This window comes from Acinetobacter celticus (genome assembly GCF_001707755.1).
Lineage (GTDB): Bacteria > Pseudomonadota > Gammaproteobacteria > Pseudomonadales > Moraxellaceae > Acinetobacter > Acinetobacter celticus.
In genome coordinates, this window is the sequence record NZ_MBDL01000001.1 from 534,612 (window position 1) to 553,364 (window position 18,753).

The window sequence follows — 18,753 nt, forward strand, 5'->3', positions numbered from 1 at the left end:
ATAGAGTTACACCCCTGAACATGCAATCTTTTCCCGACCTAAGTCTGGTTTTTTTAAATGTGTAAATTGCTTTCAAACTAAACAATAATTGATTGTTTTTTGCATCACTTTCGGGTATTTAGCACACAGCTCTGTGTTTGATCAGCTAATTTTTTCCAAGCTTGGATAAAACTGGTCTCTGCACTCATGCTTTCATCGACCGCTTCAAAGATGATTGGATTTAATTTTTGGTATTGATTTTTACTGGCATGACCTTCAGCCAATAAGCACATTTTCGCTCGTGGACGACTATCTTGCAGATATTTTATTTGTGCAATGGTCGGTGCAACATGCGGGTCATCAGTCAATGAACCTGCAAATTTCAAATTCAATGAGCGTTCTAAATATTGGTAAGCATCATGATAAGACCAATACGGTTCGGCATTATTTTTCATATTGACGCGCTGTGCTGTTATTAACATATTATGTGCAAATGCTCTGGCATTGGCCCAATACTGTTCACGGTGCGCAGGAAATTGCTGAGAGCGTAAAGCCGCAATGAAGAAGCCTATACGCACTGCATTATTGGGTTCTAACCACACATGTGTATCTATGGTATTTGGCAGTGCCTGACCACGTGGATTACGTAGTGGCAAGGTAGAAACAATGCCTGAGTCTAAAATCGCGATGCTTTTATCATCACCCGACAACAGTTTATCCAGCGGTGCTTCATGCGCTTTGCCTAGCCAAATGACCAAATTTGCATCTTGCACAATTTTTCGGTGCATCGGCGTTAAACTGACATCATGCCCTGATTGATGTTGCAACAATAAGGTTGGTTGCTCTACCCCTTTGGTCACTTCCTTGGCAATCAGATAGATCGGATGTGTAGAAACTACCAATCCTTGTGCCCAGCTCATTGAGCTGAAAAATGCAAAAGCACAAAATGCCAAGATACGGGACATGAGGGAAAGATCGCTAAAATTTGAATAGTGTTATAATATAACAAATTCTCAAAAATACCTACGGCTGATCGAAAGTTGTTTCGCTTCATGCTAAGATTTAAAGTCTTTTTCTTTTTATAGTTTCGTACTTGAGGTTAATGATGAGCTCTTGTTCGCACGAACATCACAATGCATTGCATGGCGTACATGACCACCCCAATGTGGCACAACGACTTGCAGAAGCTGAAAGCCTTTGTTCGTCAACGGGCGCACGCCTCACTCCTTTACGCAAGGAAGTATTAGAACTGATTTTAAATGCAACAGGCCCAATGGGTGCTTATGATCTTTTGGCGAAAATCAAAAGTGAATCAGACCGCCCTGCTGCCCCCCCAACAGTGTATCGAACACTGGATTTTTTACTGGAAAAAGGTTTAATCCACCGTTTAACATCAATTAATGCTTATATTCCATGTTGCCATCCACGTGGAGGCCACCAAGCAGCATTTCTGATTTGTACGGAATGTAAGTCGGTAAAAGAAGCTTCGGCTCAAGGGCTGTTACAACAACTTGATGAATTATCTGCATCCGATCATTTCACCGCACATCACAGCATTATTGAAATTTCAGGAATCTGTCAGCAGTGCAACAAATCTTAAATTCAGCACATTTAATTGATCTGAAAAATATCTATGTGCGCATAGATGAGCGCGATATCTTAAAAAATATTGATTTCACCTTACATGAACGTGAAATTGTGACCTTGATTGGCCCCAATGGTGCAGGTAAATCAACCTTAATTAAGGTCTTGTTGGGCATTCATAAGCCCAATTCGGGCCAAATTATTACCGCTAAGAATTTAACGTTTTCTTATGTGCCACAAAAATTTAATCCCTCGCACAGCCTTCCTTTAAGAGTTTGTGACCTTTTGGCTTTAGAAAAATGTGAAGCCTCTATAAAGGAAGAGATTATCCGTGATACAGGAATTTTAAAGTTACAAAACGCGAAAGTTCAGCAGCTGTCTGGTGGAGAACGTCAGCGAGTCCTGATTGCGCGTGCCTTGCTACGCCAGCCGAATGTGTTGGTCTTAGATGAACCGATGCAAGGTCTAGATATTCAATCTGAAGCTGAACTGTATGATTATGTCCGTAGTTTGCCTGAAAAATATGGTTGTGCTGTGCTGATGGTTTCACATGATTTGCAATGGGTCATGCAAGGGACGCACCGCGTGGTCTGCCTAAACAAACATATTTGTTGTAGTGGTTTGCCAGAAAACATACAACAACATCCTGAATATCAAGCGATATTTGGGACTAACCGCGTCTTTTATCAACATCACCATCAACACTGTGCGCATGGTGATTCGGCAACCGCCTGTCAGCACGACTCTCGCCCGCATATTCACCCCGAACCGGAAGCTTAAGCCATGATGGAATGGTTACAACTACTATTACCCGCATGGATTATGGGCACTTTATTGGTGTTTCTTACAGCACCTTTAGGTTGCCTGATGTTATGGCGACGGATGTCCTTTTTTGCTGACACCATGGCACATGGCACCTTGCTCGGTGTTGCAATTGCAGGGGCACTCAGTCTGCCATTGTGGTTGGGGGTCACGCTATTGGCTGTGATGTTAGTGGGCATTTTATGGCTCTTACATGATCCGCGCCTACCTAATGATGCGTTGCTAGCACTATGTTCTGCGACCTTATTGTGTTCAGGTTTATTGTTAATTCAACATTTACCTAATTTAAGACCTGAATTACTCAGCTATTTATTTGGCGATTTACTGACCATTTCTTGGTCAGATTTACCCATTTTTGCGACAGTCATTTTAATTGCTTTAGCTGTTTTATATAAAAGCTGGCAGGCACAAATTCAAATTGCGATTGACCCTGATATTGCAGTCAGCGAAGGGATTAATGCCAAATGGCAGCGTCTCATTTTTATGATGCTTTTGGCTTTATTTACTGTCTTGGCTTTACGCGCAGTCGGTTCTTTACTTATGGGCGCTTTACTGGTGATTCCTGCATTAACCGCACGTTTAATGGCGCATTCACCTCGACAAATGGTGCTTTGGGCATTTATTTTTGCACAAATTGGGATTAGCGTTGGCTTATGGTCTAGTGCAGGTCTAAATATCTCTACCGGTTTAAGTATTGTACTGACCATGGCGATTATTTTTGCCGTGATTTTTACGATACAAAAAATCAAAAAACTCGCCTAATACATAAAATAGCCTATAAAAAACCAATCTGTTATGGGCTATTTTTGAGTTGATAAAATCTGAGTTCAGGATTAAACAAGCCTAGCAGAAACCAAAGCGTATATAGAATCCAGAAAAACCATGCCATCATAATCACCTGATCTTTCGTCCATTCTTCAGATTGAGACATATTAAAGAAAAACCAAGTTTTCCAGCCCTGAATATATCCTGCCCCGCCCCACGATATAATCCATTTTGTGACCAATGAATAAATGGTATAGATTGCAATCCACAGTATTACCGACATTTATTTTTCTCGTATTATTTTTCTACAGTATATAAAATTAACGCTAAAAATCGAATACCGATGCCAACATTTTCATCAGCGGTATCAACCACATGATCTACTTATTGATGTACCAAACTTAAGAGACTGGCAGCGCAGGCAAATAATACCGCAAAAGTTCGGTTCATATATTTTTGCTGTTGTGGTGATTTCAAAAGCCTTAAAACTTTGGAAGCTAAACCCGTATAACCCGCCATAACAATCAAATCAATTATCACCATGGTCATCGCCATGATTATATATTGAGGCCACTGTGGTTGGGACAAATCTAAAAACTGGGGTAATACGGCCAACAAAAAGACAATAGCTTTCGGATTACTCATATTCACCAAGAAACCGTACAACACCAACTTTGAACGAGACTTCGGCCGTGAATCTTGCTGAATTTTAATTGTCTGAATAGGTGCGCGCCATTGCATATAGGCCAAATATAATAAATAGCTCACCCCAAACCATTTCACTACCCAAAATGCCCAAGGTGTGGTTGCAAACAACACCCCTGCCCCAGCGGCAACAATACCAATTTGTACCAATAGCGCCAGCTGTAAGCCCAAAGCATTCCAATAGCCATGTTTAAAACCATAGTTCAGACCACTGGACATAGAGGCAATAGCACCTGCGCCCGGAGAGATACTGATGACCCAACACGCTAACATATAAGCCAGCCAAATTTGGAAGGACATAAAATTATTGAAACAGAAAGAAGATCTTAATTATATGATATTTACAGCGTTTAAACGTATAAAAAATTAGCAATTAAATATTCAGATCTAAACTATCCTCTACAAGATCAATAAGGCACAATAGAAACAGCGACATAGAAAATACCAATATTTAGGAGCCATGAATGACCGCCCAATCTGTAATTTTGCCACTACCTTCAGATCATGCGCGCTTTATTGTTCTTCGTTTAAAAAATTTAACGATTGAAGAACTCAAAGAAAAACTTGGGGATTTATTTACCACACGCGACCGTTTGATCAGCCAATACCCACAAGCTCAGATTAAAACAGCTGTGGCCTTTGGGCCTGAACTTTGGGCCAAACTGTATGCACAAACACCAACAGGCTTTCAGCAATTAGATCCAATTTCTGGTTCATTTCACATGCCCGTTGTGCCAGCCGACGTACTGATTCATATTGCGGCACAGCGTACCGACATTTGTTTTGCACTCAGCCAGTCTTTTTTTGATGGTATTCAGGACAAAGTAGAAGTACTAGATGAGCGTGTGTGCTTCCGCAATTTTGATGGGCGCGACTTAACTGGCTTTATTGATGGTACTGAAAATCCGCAATTTCCAGATGACCGTGCTGAAACCGCTTTACTACAAAATGATGTTGGAGTTTTTGCAGATGGTTCTTTTATTTTTGCACAGCGCTATGCGCACAATTTAGAAAAATGGAAAAAGCTCAAAGTTGATACACAAGAGCAGGTGATTGGGCGGACTAAGCTTGAATCTATTGAATTAGATGAAGATGAACAGCCTGAAAATTCACATGTTTCACGTACAGTTGTTGAAGATAATGAAGGTGAAGAAATGGCGATTTTGCGCCATTCATTGCCTTATGGTGATGGTAAAGGTGAGCAAGGTTTATTTTTTATTGCCTATACCAATGACCTCAGCATTATCGATAATATGTTATTGCGTATGTTTGGTACTAGCGGTGACGGTATTCATGACCGTTTACTGCACTTTGTAACACCGATGGATGGTGCATATTATTTTGCACCGAGTGAAGAGTTGTTGGAAGAAGTGCTGGAAGGATGATCCTATGCAGAGTGTACTTTCCATACACTCTGCATCATCTTAACTCATTTACCAACCACATCAATTTCTGCCAAAGAAAGTCCGACATTGTCACACCCTAGAGAAGCTGAAATACATTTTAAAGAAACATTTAAGTCCACTTGAAATGTTTCTTTTTTTCTATTATTGGCATACTTTATATTTGCGAGATAAGTATAAGTTCCTTTTTTAGGATTAAATGTAAATTGATCTCCTTGTAATAAATCTAATTTTTTCCCATCTAGCTCACTCTCAAAATTCAAAACAGGGACCGTCGAGAATTTATTCGAAGTTAAATTATATATATAGGTATTTACCACAAAACTTCTGAATGGTTTTTTTACATAATCAATCGTACTATTGTCACGCACTCTGAAAGCAACAATATTTTCATCATGATATAGTAAATTAAAGTCTACATTTGATTTTACAGGTGTTGTAGTTTTAAATACATTAAAAACCTTGCCATTATTTAAAATCTGAACACCATAACTCTTTAATATATATTTAACTCCATTCTTATTTTTTTCGATATTTCCAAAATCTGTTAATTTTATTTTTTTATTTTTGTTGATAACTGTATAACCATTATATTCATCAATAAATTTAACTGGTTCATTTACTTGAATACTGTCTTCTTTTAGATCTCCAAAAAAATCTATATCTTTTGAAAAACATATAGGAATAGTAAATACAAATGTATATATCAATAATTTTCTTATATTTATTTTTTTCATGGCTTAGATTAATTACAACTTTCAATTAAAATAGGTTTAGGGATTTTTTGCTTATAAAATATGAACTTTTTAACAATATGATCACTTTCACTTCCAATAAAATATTTCCTACTAATCAGTTCCATATCACTACCATCTAAATCAGTATTATCATCAGCAATAAGATCTTTCAAGTCATCATCAGTAACCAATAAACCATTCTGATATCTATAAGTTAGATAAGATGTTTTTATCAAATTATTTTCTTTAAATTTAAAATCGTAACGTTCCTGCCCCAACTCACTATAAATATTAAGTATAAGAGAGCAATTATTTCTACCCTTTTTCAGTTCAATTACACCTCCTTCTGTACTTATTTGTTCATCAGTTAAATCCAGTTCAAATATTTTATTTCTATCTTCTCCCTCACTTATAGTTACCTTATCTAATTCCATTGAATAAGGTTTTGTTTTTGATAAAACATCTGGATTATTAGAAATAAAAACTTTTCCCTGGTTAACAACATCATCCTGATCCGTCAATGTTTTCTTATCTAAAATCGCTATTTTTGGAATTAAATACTCACCCTTTTCAGGGATTTTAGTAACTTTCCATAACAACTTACTATATTGAGTTAAAATTAAATCAACCAATCCAAAATTCCAACTAAAACCACTATAAAAAAATATACTATATTTATTATCCGAAACCCAACTCCCAATAAAATTATTATTAAAATCAATTTTATTGCCATAATTTAAAATATAAAAATACTCTCCTAACACTCTCTTATTCTGCTCAATTATATTTAATTTAAATATATAAATTGGTATATTTTTATCACTTTTGAGTAATTCTACAGCCCAAGATCCAATCAAATTAGTTTGTTTTTCATATATAAAATAAAACCCAAAAACAATAAATAATATTAAAAAAACTCTCATAATTAAACCTTATCTGAGATTCAGATTATATTCACTTATTCTTTATAACTTCATTCTTATCACTATACACATTTTTAAAATAAAAAATATTACCCTCCAAACATCCATAGCTAAAAAACAGAAAGAAAAAATTAAGCTTAAAACAATAAATGATCTTTATTTTCTTAATATTGATCTTACTTTTTTTGTTGATTTTTGGATGAGCATTTACTTAAGGTATTTTTATTAAATTCTCCTAGATACTTTATAAAGTCAGTTTTTAGTACATTTGCATTTTCACTATCATCTATAATTTCCATATAACTTGGTTTATTGGATTTTTTTGTACCTTTACTATTTAAATATGTATAGCTGTAACTAAGACTATAACCTGATAAAAATTTGGAATTATAAAAATATAATAGATCCTCACTACCATAACCGCCAGAATCACCATCAACTTTTGAAATAATTACACAATGATTTTTATTAATCCTATAAATACTTACTTTATTATCTAAAACAGGCCCCCCATTCTCCACCTCGTAGTCAACAATAAAATTTTGTAATGATTTAAACATATGATTAATCTCATAACCTGTATATTTATTTTGTATTTTAGCTTGAGCAATGCAACTGCTAAATAATAGAGTGATGATAACTAAGTATCTCATTACATTTTCCTCATTAGAATGTTAAGTTTTTATAATTACTTACACCTAATTTAAGAAGCTGTGGCTTCAAATCACGCCATGTGTTTCCATTAGGATGCAATTCAAAATGAGGGTAATCTTTTCTTCTCCATATCCCTCCCCACACTAATCCAAGTTCTCCGCCTATTTCCCCTAGTTTTTTAACATCATCTATTGCAATTTTTTCACGGTCAGCTTTCTTAATTTTTATATTATAAGCAACAATCTCACCATCCCTTACAGAGCAAATATCTATTGCTAAACCATACTGATGATAACTTTGTAATGCTTTTGCATTAGTATTGGCGCTTGGTAAAGCATCTTGTGCAGATGGACTTCTATAACCATCTGTAATAGCCCAAGTAATTCCTAATTTTGTATATGCTGTATTAATCAATCTAATGACATAAGGCTGATAAGTAGGGTGAAGTTCAGCAATTTTTGCTAATGTTCTCTTATAGTGCTTTTCCCCTCCACACGCTTGTGGCAACAAGCCTTTTACATTAACTGAAGTAGGGGTTTCAACCTTAGCCACTGGAGTCTCTTCTTTATTCTTTGATGCATCTTGTTTTACTGTTGGTGGCGTAACTGGCTTTTTATCTTCTTTCTTCTTCTCAGCCTGTGGTTTAGATACAGGAGATGCCACCTTACGGTCATAAACTTTTAGTTTTTGATTTTGGCTCAGCTTGTCATTACTTAATCCATTTAATTTCTTAATTTCATCAACAGTATTGCCAGTGAGTTTAGCAATCAACGGTAGAATATCTTTTTGTTGAACAACAATAATCTTGGTTTTGTCTTGCGAACTTGGTTTCGTTTGTTGTTGTGGTTTACTTTCAGATGGTGGCGTTGATACGTCCACTTTTTTTACAGGAATTTTTAACACTTGGCCAGGATGAATATCTGTATCACTTTTTAGATTATTAATTCTAATCAATTCTGCTGTAGTGGTATGATTATCATCTGCGATTCGAGACAAATAGTCACCTTCTGCAACAATGTAGGTCGACCTGACATATGTGCCCGTTGCTACGTCCTTGGCTGAGAGATTTACCCCTTTTAATAAAACCTTAGGGCTACGAACAATAAAAATAGTTTTTTCACCAATAAGCTTTATCTTAACTTTGGATTCGTATTCCCCTGAAGTTATACTTCTTACTCGAACATCGATAATTGTGCTGACCGGACGCTTAATCCATACAGATTCACCATTATCAATCGTAATATGGTCGGAGATTAATATTGAATCAACCCAAAGTTGATGAACTAAGCCATTAATCGGCTGATCAAGAGCATCCAAAAATTTAATATTCGCTAAGCAATCCATAATTATATTTCATCCTCATGATCTTGGTGTGAACTACAACTACAGTTAAACTCAAAATCATCATCTTCATTTCCATCATCTAATGACACAGTCCAGTCATCATCAGTACCAATGAGAATGTCATGATTTTCATTATTGGATGTATTCATTCGTTGAGTTCGACCATGTTTATCTAAGGTTCCAGAAACATAGGTATTATTTTCATTATTGATTAATTTATATCGAACATTTGAAAAATCGGCATTATAGAATAAGTCATAAAAATCCCATTTATTTGTGAATACATTCTTGTTATTCCTAGGTAAGGAAACAATCTCTGCTTTGATTTCCTTCCCCCCCACAAAACTATGCTGCCCTGCCTTGCTTTCAAACTTGCCACCTGTTGTAGTAAATATACCGTCCCCATTAATTCTTAGTTGCGAACCACCTGCCGTCAGTACAATTTCCTTTGGGCTGGTTAACTCAATCTTGTCTTCTGTTGAAATTAACTTAATCACTTTACGAGCAATAATTTCAATTGCATCATCTTGCGCTTGTAGCTCAACTTTGCCCTTTGCAGCATAAGCACTTAACCCTTTTTGAGCCGCAAATAAACTCACTTTGTCCTGCGTATGCATAACAATATTTTTTTGCGCACTGACATTGACTGAACCCTGTGCACTTTGCGCAATATCCTGTGAGGCTTGTAAAATAATGTCTTCTGGAGTCGTTAAAGCAATGCCATTTGGGGATGCCAATAACATTAATGCCTGACGAAATAACTTACCTTGCTCCAATTGCTTAGGATTACTGGAACTTTCCAACTCTTGTGCATAACCATCCATAAAGCTTTTAACATGCTCTAATGCTTTCATTGGCGTAAAAATTTCTGGCTGACCAAAACCACCTATGATTAAATCCTCAGGGTTAATTTCAATCTCTTCAACAATCTTACTAACCTCCTTTAATACGCTCAACGGATCATCTTTTAACTGATGTCTTAAACGGCTAATACGCACCTGCAGCTGGTCAGCCCCATGATCCTCTAAGTTCTGAATCACCTCTTTTAGATTATTAAAAGCTTCTTCTGTATCATTAAAATATGCCTTAAATTGCTGGATCGTGCCTGTAGTATCTTGGGTGATTGAGCCAATATCTTGGATAAAACCTTTACAGTTTTTCAATGCACTCAATGGGTCTCGCCTCAAATCATCCTTAAATAAATTTAAGGTGGCCAACATTGCTTGTGAGCTACTTTTGAGTTCTAAGGATTGTATAAGCTTCGGTAAACGGCCAATCACATTTAATGCATCACTTTGCTGTTTCACTGCAATGCCACTCAGTATTTTCATACTCTCATTGCCTTGATTCAGCAAAGATTGCGCCTGCGTAGCATCCAAATGATCTGCAATTGCATGTTCCTGAGCATAGGTACTAATTAGCATGCCTTTGCCTGCGCGAACTGCGCCATATGCATCGGTTCTTAATTCAAAACCTTCACCTCGCCCATGACTACTTTCACTGTCTTTGGGATGACTGAGGTTACCCAAATTTAATTGACTCGCACCGTGACTACTTTGCAATTGGGTACTAATTTGGCCTGTCGTATCATCAAAGCGAAGTTGATTGAAACCTGCCCCTCTAACCTCTTGTGAACGAATGCCACTTAGTTTTTGAGTATCTGGAAGCTGACCTTTCATATCAAACATGGTTTGATGACGTTCCGCTTCGTGAATCCGCCCAACAACAAAAGGGCGATCTCCATCGCCCTCAAAAAAGTCAATCACCACAATTTCACCAACTCGTGGATGAAAACGTGCCCCATAACCTTCACCTGCCCATGGCGTTAATACATCGACCCAAGCAGAATCTGTATCATTGTCATTGCTTCCAGCACCGCCATCATGGCTATGGTCATCATTACGGGTAAATAAAAACCGAACTTTTATTCGCCCCCAAGCATCCACATGAATACTTTCACCTTCAGGCCCCACCACTTTAGCCCGTTGCGGATAAGCAATGGTACGGTGTTGTATCGGATCATATTCAGGAACAATGGCCACATGACGGCGCACCACATATAATTCGTTGGCTTGACGTTCATCGCCCAAAGATGTCCAGCGACTTGTACTGAGCAATTGATCCAACTGTGCCAAAATATCTTTAGGTAAATTATTTTGGTTATAAAAAGTTTTGCCTAAAATTAAAAACTCTCGGTCTGAACCTTGATGCTGATTAATTTCAGGATGATCTTGTAGTTCAAACCAATAACCAACCTGCGCATCACGTACACTGCTCTGCACCCTAAAATATTTAGACTGTAATTCTTGATATTGATTCAATTGCTGATTCAACTGCTCTAATTGCCCTGAATGTGCGGTTGTGGCTTGATCTTCGCCATTTAAATCGGTTGTCCATGCTGAACTAACCGTCCACGCCTGTTCTAAACTTAAAGTTTCATTGTCTTGTGCATCACTGTGTTGATGTGCACTTAACATCGGGCTAGATTGATCTTGTGCTAATGTTTGAGCTTGCCAACGTTGAGTCTGAATAATAGCGGACTGCAAAGAACGCTGTGCCACAAAACTGGTGATGGTATCTAAGCATTCAGTTGCATGACTCCGATGAAAGCGTATGGACTGGCGCTCAAGCGCTTCAAAGGATTGATTACAATCGATTAACCGTAATTTCTGTGCCTGCATCGGCTCAATCGAAGCTGGAACCATCAAGGTCGCTTCATCAATTAACCAGTTAATGCCCTCACTGCGCCACAGTCGGGTTAAAAATGCATAATCGGTTTCATTGGCCTGCATAACAAAAGGGCGTACTGCATAATCACGGCTCAATCCTGCCAAATTCAAACTTAGACTTGAAGCAAATAACGCACTTTTATGTTGCCATTCGCTAAAGAGTATTTCCGTAATCTCTGGCACGCTTTTATTCATAAAAACACGACTGTTACGGCGCTTATGCCACAGTGCCGTCGCATCCTCAATAACCAACTTATAAAGAGTCAGCGCACCATCACTCTGGCCTTGACTTGCACCCGTAATTATCCCAGTCATGCGATAAAGCTGACCAGTATCGGTCACTTGATCAATCGCAACACGTACGCCAATAAATTGCTTGAGCAGAATATAAGCATGTGTAGATAAACAAATAACTTCGGCACGTAAGCCTTGATTGATTTGATGTTGACCTTCTATACGCTGAAGAAAAACTTGTGGGTTTAAAGTTTCATTTGAAAACTGAATATGCAAAGCGCGCTTTTGTACACTCAGCCCAAAAGTCTCAATGAGGGAATAAATATTATTAATCATCTTTTTTTTATAAATTTATTTTATTTGTACGCGCATTCTAGGAAATGTCTATTTTTTAGTCCAGTCATTTTTTCATTACATTTTATATTTTATGTAACAGATGTTCTGCTTCAAAATGGCCGAAGAATATAGCCGATAAAACTTTCAGCACTAAAAACGGACTGCTACACTGTTGTTTATCTTTCCTTTTCAATATTTTCGCCATGATCCAGATTGAATCCAAAATCCCTGCCCAAGGCGTCACTATTTTTAGCGTCATGAGTGCGATGGCACAGCGTTTGAATGCCTTAAATATGTCTCAAGGCTTTCCAGACTTTCCTGCCCCACCCGCTTTATTAGATGCCTTAACTCAAGCAACGCAGGATGGATTTAATCAGTATGCATCAGGTGATGGATTACTGAGCTTACGTGAACAACTGGCCCAATTATTTTTACAGCGCGATCAATTGCAGCTTGACCCGATGAATGAAATAACCATCACCCCAGGTGCAACCATTGGTCTTTTTAGTGCTATTCATGCCGTGGTCAATAGCGGTGATGAAGTAATTATTTTTGATCCAAGTTATGACAGTTACGCCCCTAGCGTGAAATTGGCTGGTGGTATTCCTGTGCATATTCCTTTGCAAACACCGCATTTTAATGTGGACTGGAATATCGTAGAACAAGCCATTAATCATAAAACCCGTATGATCATTGTGAATACCCCCCACAACCCAACGGGGGCAATTTGGTCAAAGCAGGACTGGTTGCAACTCATTGCCTTAATTGAAGATAAAAATATTATTGTGCTGTCCGATGAAGTCTATGAACACCTGATTTATGATGGACAGCGCCACTATTCAGCGCTGTCTTTTCCAGAACTCCGTGAACGTAGTTTTGTGGTTGGCTCTTTTGGTAAAACCTTTCATGTCACCGGTTGGAAAACTGGTTACTGCATTGCAACACCGGCCCTGATGCAAGTGTTTCGTCAGATTTACCAATTCACCAATTTCTGCGGCGTTACCCCTGTGCAAATGGCTTTGGCGACCTTTATGGCCAAGCATCCTGAACATATTACGCAACTGTCTGGTTTCTATCAGGCCAAACGCGATCTATTCAATGTAGGCTTAAAAGAATCACGTTTCCAGTTCACGCCATCGCAAGGCACTTATTTTCAAAATTTAGATTACAGCGCCATCCGCCCCGATTTAAATGATATCGAGATGTGTCAATATTTAGCAGAACAACACAGTATTGTTGCTATTCCTGTTTCTGCGTTCTATCAAAAGACACCTGAAGATTTACGTTTAATTCGTTTCTGTTTTGCGAAAAAACACGACACCTTACAACAAGCAGGACAAATTTTATCTGCAGTCTAATGGCGTCAGTGAAACCTTCCATTGAAGCCTTAGTTACTTAAAAGCTAAGGCTTTTTTTATGGTAAGTATGCTAGTGTAGACTGCAAAACACCGCCAACAAAAGAATATCAAAGGATTGCATATGTCAGAGCATCAACCGCTCGTAAATCAACAAAAATTATGGAAAACCTTCTTAATTTTTCTGCTTCCTTTAATCGCCACCAATATTCTACAAAATCTGTCAGGCACCATTAATACTGTCTTTGTTGGGCAAATGCTAGGCGTACATGCTATTGCCGCTGTGGCGGTATTTTTTCCTATTTTGTTTTGTCTCATGGCCTTTGTGATTGGTCTATCAGCGGGGGCAACCGTGCTGGTTGGACAGGCTTGGGGTGCAAAAAATGTAGAAAAAGTGCGTTGCGTGGTGGGCTCAACATTATTTATGACCCTCATTGGCGGTACGCTGATTGCATTATTGGGGGTAATTTTTACCAAATATATTTTGCAGGCTTTGGGTACGGCGCCCGATGTACTACATTTGTCTGTCCCGTATGTGCAATGGATGCTTGCTGGTAGTCCGTTGCTGTTTATCTATATTATTTATACCTCGATTCTGCGCGGTGTCGGTGACAGCACCACCCCACTCATTGCCTCAGCCATGACCATTGGCACAGGATTAATCATTACACCTGTACTAATTTTAGGTAAATTTGGTTTTCCCAAATTAGGGATTATTGCCCCTGCAATTGCCACCATCATTGGTTTTTTGATTGCCCTGATTTTTTTATATTTTTATTTAAATAAGACCAATCATCCTTTGCGTCCAGATTTGGCTTTAATCAAACATATTCGTCACCAGCCTGAGCTGAGTAAAATTATTCTGCGCTTAGGCATACCAACCGGTATTCAAATGATGACCACTTCAATTGCAGGTTTAGTGATTGTCGGCTTAGTGAACCGTTATGGCGCCGATGCGACCGCGGCCTATGGTGCAGTCAATCAGGTACTCAATTATATTCAATTCCCTGCACTCTCTATTTCAATTGCGGCCTCTATTTTTGCAGCCCAAGCCATTGGCGCAGGTAAGTCAGAATTACTTAACAAAGTTACGCGTACAGCATTGGGTATGAATATTGCCATTACCGGTACTTTAGTGACTTTGGCTTATTTATTTTCGAAGTACTTAATGGCACTGTTTATTACTGACCCGCAAGTGGTGGCCTTAGGTCAACAACTGCTGTTTATTGTGCTGTGGTCGATTTTATTCTTTGGTGCGAGTGCTATTTTTGCTTCTATTATGCGCGCCAGTGGCACCGTTACCGTTCCCATGATTATTAATATTGTGGCCATTTTATTCATTGAAGTGCCTTTTGCTTACCTGTTTAGTGAATGGTGGGGCTTAAAAGGTATTTGGTATGCCTATGCCTTGGCATTTGTCAGTCTGTGTATTTTACAAGGACTGTATTATCAATTCTTCTGGAAGAAGAAAACGGTCACTGCTTTAATTTAAATTGGAATAAAATTCATCTATTAATTCCGAATATCAAACGGATGAGCCTTCCATTTTTAATGTCTAAAAACCAGATCAAAAAAAAGCCTACAAATTGCAGGCTTTTTAATTGTAGCTTGGCACTTACCATGACAATTTGTACTGATCCAATTCATGTGGAATCACGTCAGCATGTTCTTGAAAATCTCGCAAAATATCATTTTTAATCGAGGCCAAACGGTAATCTTCACGCTTACGCGGTCGTTCTAAATGCACAGGAACAATCCGTTTAATCCGCCCGGGATGCGGTTGCATCACCACCACCCGATCCCCTAAAAGCACAGCTTCTTCTACATCATGGGTCACTAAAATGGTGGTGATTTTTTCAGACTGCCAAATACGTTGTAGCTCTTGTTGTAAATTGGCACGGGTTAAGGCATCTAGTGCCCCAAAAGGCTCATCCAACAGCAAAATTTGTGGACGATTCACCAAACTACGGGCAATCGCCACGCGCTGACTCATGCCTCCAGACAATTGGCTTGGATAGGCTTTTTTGAATGCACTGAGTTGTACCAAATTAAGGTGATAATCAATTAATTCCTGCTTTTCAGTTTTAGACAGTGGACTCTTTTCAAGTGCTAACGCCACATTCTGTTCGACATTCAGCCATGGAAAGAGTCGGTGATCTTGAAAAACAATACCGCGGTCTAAACTGGTACCTTGAATGGGCTGACCATCAATTAAAATACGGCCTTGAAAGTCTGCATCCAAACCCACCAATAAGCGCAAGAGCGTTGATTTTCCGCAACCACTGTTGCCCACAATACTAATAAACTCACCTGGCTGAATATTTAAATTAATCTGCTCAAGCACTTGTAAGTCTTCTCCCGCATGGGGGAAAAATTTATCTAATTTCTGAATCTCAACATGACCCAAAATATTGACTGGCTGATTCATTTGATACCTCAAGTTTTTTTATTCACGGCCTGACGCCAGCGTAAATTATAATTTTCGAAAAACTGAGCTGCTTTGGAAAATAGCAACCCTACTACCGCAATCACGGCCATGCCATACAATACGACTTCCATTTTAAATAAATTCTGCCCGTCCAAAATTGGGTTCACTACACCAACGGCCGAGACAAAGAAATATTCTGCGCCCACGGTGGCTACCCAAGAAAACACCAACGCAATATTTAAGCCTGCAAAAATACTCGGGGCTGCTGCCGGTAAAATGACTTTAAAGAAGGTGCTGACAGGACTCAATTGGAAAATCTGTGCCACTTCCTTAATTTTATTGGGCACATTTTTTACTCCATCATAGGTATTAAAAAACACGGGATAGAACACCACCAAAGCAATGAAAATCACTTTGGATAATTCACCATGACCAAACCACATGATCATAAGAGGAATCCATGCAAAAACCGCGACATGCTTAATGGCATTTAAGGTCGGTGAGAAAAACCGATCTAGCCAGACATTTAAACCCAATAGTAGGCCCAAACCAGCACCAATCACGCCACCCACAATAAAACCTGTGGTATTGCGCAACAAACTGGCAATCACATTTTCATATAGTTCACCAGATTGAAGCCCGTCTAAAAATGCCAGCCAAACCTGTTTCGGTAGGGGTAATAGTGCAGGGTCGATCCATTGCTTTACTGTTACCCATGACCACAACCCAAATAAAATCAGTGGAATCACTGCACCACGGTAATCAAGTTTTTTCATTCACTCACCTGTTTATTGGGCTTTGTCCCAGCCACGAAATTGTTTTTGTAAAAGGCTGATTAACACATCAAAACCAAAACCCACCAAACCAATCACAATGACTGTGGCCATGACAACATCTAGCTGGAAAATTTGACGGCCATAGACCATGACATAGCCGATGCCTTCACTAGATGCCAAGAGTTCTACCGCCACCAACGCGCCCCATGCACTGGCCAACGATAAGCGCAAGCCACCAATAAAACTTAAAAATGCACCCGGTAAAACCAAGTTTTTAAACTTTGACCAGGTGCCCAATTGATAGACCTGCGCCACTTCAGTTAAGGGCTGTGGAATATTACGAACCCCTTTAAAGACATTAATGGTCATCGGCACCAACGCCGCTTTGGCGATCAGGATAATTTTTAAAGCTTCGTCAATTCCGACCACTAAAATCAGTAAGGGAATCCAGCCGACAATTGGCACCAAATTAATGACTTTAAAGGTTGGCCAAATATAGGCTTCGGCGCGACGCGATAAACCCATCGTCAAACCCAAAACTATGGCCAGCAAGATGCCTGCGCTGAATCCATATGCAATACGAGTTAAACTGACCCGAAGATTGCTCCATAACTCACCGCTACTGTATAAATCCTTCAACGCTGTCCAGACCAATTCGGGCGCAGGTAACAACAACGGATTCACCCAGTTTTTTGCCACAGAAACCTGCCACAACCAAAGCAACGCAAGAGGGAAAATAAGGCCAACGCCCCACTGTACTATGTGACTTTGCCTCAGCCATGCCCCAATAGTTTGGGTGCTTTGTACCGTGGATTGCGGTTCTGATTTAGCCACACCGAATTCAAGTTCTTGTAACATCTGTTCCGCTCCTTTCGCAGGCCAATGGCTTATTTTCCACTGGCATTTAAAGGCGTCCAAAAATTCTGTAAGTTTTGGCTCTTTAACGCATTATTGACATATTTCGGCTCAATCCAGCTGTCGACATCAATCGTGCCTCGGATGAGTTTCAAGTCCTGTCCTGCTTTCAGCTTTTGCTTAATTAAAGACACGTTATAAGCATCAAGAATCGGTGCGCTGTGCGCTTTTAAATCGACACCTGAATTGGCACGAACAAAGGTGTTATAAGACAATCCCGATTTCGACCACAATTTAAATAATGCTTCACGGTTACTGGCTTGGCTTTCCCATGCGGCCTGTTTGACCAGTACATTTACGACACGCTGTACAGTTTCAGGATATTTTTGTTCAAACTTAGAACTCACCAAAATGTAGCCTGAACTTTGTAGCTGGCTCGGCTCTTTTTTCGAACTGTAAATGATTTTCGCAATACCGCGGTCAACCACTGGAAATATCGACTGATTAGTGAAAATGGCATCGACATCCCCACTGGCTAAAGCGGCATATCCCACAGGGCCATCGACATTAACAAAACGGAAGTCTTTTTCAGTTAAGCCATATTTTTTGATGATTTGATACAGTCCGAGATGAATACTGGTACCGCGAAAGAAACCGATCCGCTTGCCTTTCAAATCAGCCCATGTCTTCGCTTGAGAATCTGGGGCGACGGCCAAATAGGTATTATCATGTGAACCGCCGACTGCAATCAATTTAGTATCTAGGCGACTGGCCTTGCCTATCAGTGTCGGCAAATCTCCTAACCACGTAATATCAACTAAACCATTGGCATAGGATTCATTAATGGCAGGACCTGCACCTTTAAAGTTATTCCACTGCACTTTAATGCCATCTTTTTGGAATTCTTTTTCAATTAAGCCCAAGGTTTGCGTGGTGGCATAATAACTACCATACCCCACGGGACGGTTACCACTGCCAACATAAGGTGATGCCAAACGAATCACACTGGGCTTTGCTTCGGTAGCCATCACCTGTACAGCAGGCACCAAAGTGGCTGCAACAACAACACCTGTAAATAAAATCTTAGTCCACTTGTACATCTCTAACTTTCCTCTGAATTTGAT

The 18,753-nt window shown here is 39.1% G+C and carries 18 protein-coding genes; 6 read left to right on the plus strand and 12 right to left on the minus strand.

The genetic code is table 11. The annotated features are described in order from the left end of the window. Nucleotides 1-104: 104 nt before the first annotated feature. Complete coding sequence (locus BBP83_RS02440) at nucleotides 105-944, minus strand: metal ABC transporter solute-binding protein, Zn/Mn family (protein ID WP_068885806.1); 840 nt, start codon at nucleotides 942-944, stop codon at nucleotides 105-107. A gap of 140 nt (nucleotides 945-1,084) precedes the next feature. On the opposite strand from BBP83_RS02440, the gene BBP83_RS02445 reads away from it, so the two are divergent. Genes BBP83_RS02445 through znuB form a run of 3 tightly spaced genes read left to right on the plus strand, consistent with a single transcriptional unit; the run spans nucleotide 1,085 to nucleotide 3,147 of the window. After that, nucleotides 1,085-1,579 (plus strand): transcriptional repressor, encoded by a 495-nt coding sequence (locus tag BBP83_RS02445; RefSeq protein ID WP_068885807.1) that lies wholly within the window; start codon nucleotides 1,085-1,087, stop codon nucleotides 1,577-1,579. After that, entirely contained in the window at nucleotides 1,564-2,343 is a 780-nt protein-coding gene (znuC, locus tag BBP83_RS02450) for a zinc ABC transporter ATP-binding protein ZnuC (protein ID WP_415502411.1), read from the plus strand. Before BBP83_RS02445 ends, znuC begins: the two co-directional genes overlap by 16 nt. A gap of 3 nt (nucleotides 2,344-2,346) precedes the next feature. Beyond that, nucleotides 2,347-3,147, plus strand: a complete 801-nt coding sequence (gene znuB / locus BBP83_RS02455) for a zinc ABC transporter permease subunit ZnuB (protein ID WP_068885809.1) — start codon at nucleotides 2,347-2,349, stop codon at nucleotides 3,145-3,147. 31 nt (nucleotides 3,148-3,178) lie between these two features. On the opposite strand, the gene BBP83_RS02460 is transcribed toward znuB, so the two are convergent. Both BBP83_RS02460 and BBP83_RS02465 read right to left on the minus strand, forming a co-directional pair. Next, the gene (locus BBP83_RS02460) at nucleotides 3,179-3,433 is read right to left on the minus strand and encodes a hypothetical protein (protein ID WP_068885810.1); all 255 of its coding nucleotides are present in this window, start codon (nucleotides 3,431-3,433) and stop codon (nucleotides 3,179-3,181) included. Between the two features lie 101 nt (nucleotides 3,434-3,534). After that, complete coding sequence (locus tag BBP83_RS02465) at nucleotides 3,535-4,155, minus strand: LysE family transporter (RefSeq protein WP_068885811.1); 621 nt, start codon at nucleotides 4,153-4,155, stop codon at nucleotides 3,535-3,537. Nucleotides 4,156-4,319: 164 nt separating this feature from the next. Here BBP83_RS02465 and BBP83_RS02470 point away from each other — a divergent pair, with 164 nt between their 5' ends. Next, nucleotides 4,320-5,240 carry a Dyp-type peroxidase gene (locus BBP83_RS02470; protein ID WP_068885812.1) on the plus strand — a complete coding sequence of 307 codons (921 nt, stop codon included), beginning with the start codon at nucleotides 4,320-4,322 and terminating at the stop codon, nucleotides 5,238-5,240. A gap of 44 nt (nucleotides 5,241-5,284) precedes the next feature. Here the strand turns inward: BBP83_RS02470 and BBP83_RS02475 are convergent, their stop codons facing one another. The 5 genes from BBP83_RS02475 to BBP83_RS02495 form a co-directional block, all read right to left on the minus strand. Beyond that, nucleotides 5,285-5,995, minus strand: coding sequence for a hypothetical protein (locus BBP83_RS02475; RefSeq protein ID WP_068885813.1), 711 nt, complete (start codon nucleotides 5,993-5,995; stop codon nucleotides 5,285-5,287). 8 nt (nucleotides 5,996-6,003) lie between these two features. Then, nucleotides 6,004-6,918, minus strand: a complete 915-nt coding sequence (locus BBP83_RS02480) for a hypothetical protein (protein WP_068885814.1) — start codon at nucleotides 6,916-6,918, stop codon at nucleotides 6,004-6,006. Between the two features lie 176 nt (nucleotides 6,919-7,094). Continuing rightward, nucleotides 7,095-7,571, minus strand: a complete 477-nt coding sequence (locus tag BBP83_RS02485; RefSeq protein ID WP_068885815.1) for a hypothetical protein — start codon at nucleotides 7,569-7,571, stop codon at nucleotides 7,095-7,097. Nucleotides 7,572-7,584: 13 nt separating this feature from the next. Further along, nucleotides 7,585-8,916, minus strand: a complete 1,332-nt coding sequence (locus BBP83_RS02490) for a LysM peptidoglycan-binding domain-containing protein (RefSeq protein ID WP_068885816.1) — start codon at nucleotides 8,914-8,916, stop codon at nucleotides 7,585-7,587. 2 nt (nucleotides 8,917-8,918) lie between these two features. Beyond that, entirely contained in the window at nucleotides 8,919-12,215 is a 3,297-nt protein-coding gene (locus BBP83_RS02495) for a type VI secretion system Vgr family protein (protein ID WP_068885817.1), read from the minus strand. Between the two features lie 203 nt (nucleotides 12,216-12,418). On the opposite strand from BBP83_RS02495, the gene BBP83_RS02500 reads away from it, so the two are divergent. Together BBP83_RS02500 and BBP83_RS02505 are read left to right on the plus strand one after the other, a co-directional pair. Next, complete coding sequence (locus BBP83_RS02500; RefSeq protein WP_068885818.1) at nucleotides 12,419-13,573, plus strand: methionine aminotransferase; 1,155 nt, start codon at nucleotides 12,419-12,421, stop codon at nucleotides 13,571-13,573. Nucleotides 13,574-13,694: 121 nt separating this feature from the next. After that, on the plus strand, nucleotides 13,695-15,062 hold the full coding sequence (locus BBP83_RS02505) for an MATE family efflux transporter (protein ID WP_068885819.1): 1,368 nt from the start codon (nucleotides 13,695-13,697) through the stop codon (nucleotides 15,060-15,062). A gap of 123 nt (nucleotides 15,063-15,185) precedes the next feature. On the opposite strand, the gene BBP83_RS02510 is transcribed toward BBP83_RS02505, so the two are convergent. Genes BBP83_RS02510 through BBP83_RS02525 form a run of 4 tightly spaced genes read right to left on the minus strand, consistent with a single transcriptional unit; the run spans nucleotide 15,186 to nucleotide 18,729 of the window. Further along, nucleotides 15,186-15,998, minus strand: a complete 813-nt coding sequence (locus BBP83_RS02510; RefSeq protein ID WP_068885820.1) for an ABC transporter ATP-binding protein — start codon at nucleotides 15,996-15,998, stop codon at nucleotides 15,186-15,188. 8 nt (nucleotides 15,999-16,006) lie between these two features. Further along, a complete protein-coding gene (locus BBP83_RS02515; protein WP_068885821.1) occupies nucleotides 16,007-16,774 on the minus strand; it encodes an ABC transporter permease in 768 nt (255 codons plus the stop codon). Between the two features lie 12 nt (nucleotides 16,775-16,786). Continuing rightward, on the minus strand, nucleotides 16,787-17,632 hold the full coding sequence (locus tag BBP83_RS02520) for an ABC transporter permease (protein ID WP_068885822.1): 846 nt from the start codon (nucleotides 17,630-17,632) through the stop codon (nucleotides 16,787-16,789). A 29-nt stretch (nucleotides 17,633-17,661) separates the two neighbouring features. Then, nucleotides 17,662-18,729, minus strand: a complete 1,068-nt coding sequence (locus BBP83_RS02525; protein ID WP_068885823.1) for an ABC transporter substrate-binding protein — start codon at nucleotides 18,727-18,729, stop codon at nucleotides 17,662-17,664. Between the last annotated feature and the right edge of the window lie 24 nt (nucleotides 18,730-18,753).